Genomic DNA, 3,121 nt, shown 5'->3' with positions numbered 1-3,121 from the left:
GTGACCGGTCTGAGTGGTGAGGTCACGTCTGGGTCGGGGTCATGCTGGTCCTTGTGGTGGGGTTTACGTCTTTTGCGGCGCGCCGGGCCAGCCGCCGCGCATTTCAGCACCCGGAACAGCAAAAAGCCCCGCGGCGTGAGCTTTGGGGCTTTTTGGGATTGTTTGTATTTGGTTGCGGGGACAGGATTTGAACCTGTGACCTTCAGGTTATGAGCCTGACGAGCTACCGGGCTGCTCCACCCCGCGTCGAGGGTGTTGTGTTTGTTATCGTGAGGGTTTTGTCTGTTCTTTGCAGGCCTGGCAGAGACCTACTCTCCCGCGTCTTGAGACGAAGTACCATTGGCGCGGAGGCGTTTAACGGCCGAGTTCGGGATGGGATCGGGTTTAGCCACCTCGCTGGACCACCAGGCCGGCGAAGAACAGAGTTTTGAAGCAAGCTGTTGTCTTAAGTCCGTTTTTTTTGAACGGGCATTGATAAATGAGAACGATCAAGCCAATCGAGCAATTAGTACCGGTAAGCTTCACGCATTGCTGCGCTTCCACACCCGGCCTATCAACGTGGTGGTCTTCCACGGCTCTCAAGGGAGACCTCGTTTTGAGGTGGGTTTCCCGCTTAGATGCTTTCAGCGGTTATCCCGTCCACACATAGCTACCCTGCAATGCGGCTGGCGCCACAACAGGTCCACCAGAGGTGTGTTCATCCCGGTCCTCTCGTACTAGGGACAAATCCTCTCAAGTCTCCGACACCCACGGCAGATAGGGACCGAACTGTCTCACGACGTTCTGAACCCAGCTCACGTACCACTTTAATCGGCGAACAGCCGAACCCTTGGGACCAACTTCAGCCCCAGGATGTGATGAGCCGACATCGAGGTGCCAAACGATTCCGTCGATATGGACTCTTGGGAATCATCAGCCTGTTATCCCCGGCGTACCTTTTATCCGTTGAGCGATGGCCCTTCCACGCGGGACCACCGGATCACTATGGCCGTCTTTCGACTCTGCTCGACGTGTCAGTCTCGCAGTCAGGCAGGCTTATGCCATTGCACTCAACGAGCGATTTCCGACCGCTCTGAGCCTACCTTCGCACGCCTCCGTTACTCTTTGGGAGGCGACCGCCCCAGTCAAACTGCCTGCCATGCGCTGTCTCGGACCCGGATAACGGGCCGCGGTTAGACATTCGTGACAGTAAGGGTGGTATTTCAAGGGTGACTCCACGAGAGCTGGCGCCCTCGCTTCGACGTCTACCACCTATCCTACACATGCCGACACAAATGCCAGCGCAAAGCTACAGTAAAGGTGCACGGGGTCTTTCCGTCTGACCGCAGGAACCCCGCATCTTCACGGGGAATTCAATTTCACTGAGTCTATGCTGGAGACAGCGGGGAAGTCGTTACGCCATTCGTGCAGGTCGGAACTTACCCGACAAGGAATTTCGCTACCTTAGGACCGTTATAGTTACGGCCGCCGTTTACCGGGGCTTCAATTCGGAGCTTGCACCCCTCCTTTTAACCTTCCGGCACCGGGCAGGCGTCAGACCCTATACGTCGTCTTGCGACTTCGCAGAGCCCTGTGTTTTTGCTAAACAGTCGCCACCCCCTGGTCTGTGCCCCCTCGGCCCAGTTGCCTGGACAAAGGGCCTCCTTATCCCGAAGTTACGGAGGTAAATTGCCGAGTTCCTTCAGCATAGTTCTCTCAAGCGCCTTGGTATACTCTACCTGTCCACCTGTGTCGGTTTCGGGTACGGTCTGATGTGGGAGCTATTTCCTGGGACATCTTCGCTGCCATCGAAATCCAATAATCTCCGACAACTTACGACATCCGTCACTACCCACTGGTTCAGGAATGTTCACCTGATTCCCATCGACTACGGCTTTCGCCCTCGCCTTAGGGGCCGACTAACCCTACGCAGATTAGCTTTACGTAGGAACCCTTGGACTTTCGGCGGGAGTGTCTCTCACACTCCTATTCGTTACTCATGTCAGCATTCGCACTTCCGATACCTCCAGAGGCCCTCACGGGTCCTCCTTCATCAGCCTACGGAACGCTCCGCTACCGCGTACACCTTGCGGTGCACACCCACGTCTTCGGCGCTTGGCTTAAGCCCCGTTACATTTTCGGCGCAAGAACCCTTGTTTAGACCAGTGAGCTGTTACGCTTTCTTTAAAGGATGGCTGCTTCTAAGCCAACCTCCTGGTTGTTTTGGGATTCTCACATCCTTTCACACTTAGCCAAGACTTGGGGGCCTTAGACGGTGGTCAGGGTTGTTTCCCTCTCCACGACGGACGTTAGCACCCGCCGTGTGTCTGCCGGATAGTACTTCCCGGTATTCGGAGTTTGGTTAGGTTTGGTACCTCTGTGGGAGGCCCTAGCCCATCCAGTGCTCTACCCCCGGGAGTATTCATCCGACGCTCTACCTAAATAGATTTCGCGGAGAACCAGCTATTTCCGAGTTTGCTTGGCCTTTCACCCCTAGCCACAAGTCATCCGAGACCTTTTCAACGGGCACCGGTTCGGTCCTCCAATGCATGTTACTGCATCTTCAACCTGCTCATGGCTAGATCACTCGGTTTCGGGTCTAATCCGTCGAACTGAACGCCCTGTTCAGACTCGCTTTCGCTGCGCCTACACCTAACGGCTTAAGCTTGCTCGACAGACTAAGTCGCTGACCCATTATACAAAAGGTACGCTGTCACCCAGGACGAACCTTGGGCTCCAACTGTTTGTAGGCATCCGGTTTCAGGAACTCTTTCACTCCCCTCGTCGGGGTGCTTTTCACCTTTCCCTCACGGTACTTGTTCGCTATCGGTCGCTGAGGAGTACTTAGGCTTGGAAGGTGGTCCTCCCAAGTTCAGACAGGATTTCACGTGTCCCGCCCTACTCATGTCCTTTGTGCGCCTTTATCCATACGGGGCTGTCACCCGTCATGCCCGACTTTCCAGACGGTTCTGGTTAAACACACAAAGGCACTGGCCTGGTCCGCGTTCGCTCGCCACTACTAACGGAGTCTCTGTTGATGTCCTTTCCTCCGGGTACTTAGATGTTTCAGTTCCCCGGGTTCGCTTTTTATCCCTATGTATTCAGGATAAAATACCTTCATCTGACAATTTGTAGCCAAACA

The 3,121-nt window shown here is 54.9% G+C and carries 1 tRNA gene and 2 rRNA genes (1 of these 3 only partly in view); all 3 read right to left on the bottom strand.

Features of this window, described 5'->3' with window-relative positions:
- Positions 1 to 169 precede the first annotated feature (169 nt).
- A tRNA-Met gene (locus IEV58_RS18090) sits at positions 170 to 246 on the bottom strand.
- 49 nt (positions 247 to 295) lie between these two features.
- A 5S ribosomal RNA gene (gene rrf / locus IEV58_RS18085) occupies positions 296 to 409 on the bottom strand.
- Between the two features lie 75 nt (positions 410 to 484).
- Positions 485 to 3,121: ribosomal RNA gene (locus IEV58_RS18080) — 23S ribosomal RNA — on the bottom strand (it continues 181 nt past the right edge of the window).

Source organism: Agaricicola taiwanensis, from assembly GCF_014635245.1.
In the GTDB taxonomy this organism is placed as follows: domain Bacteria; phylum Pseudomonadota; class Alphaproteobacteria; order Rhizobiales; family Methylopilaceae; genus Agaricicola; species Agaricicola taiwanensis.
This window is presented reverse-complemented; position numbering and strand designations above follow the sequence as displayed.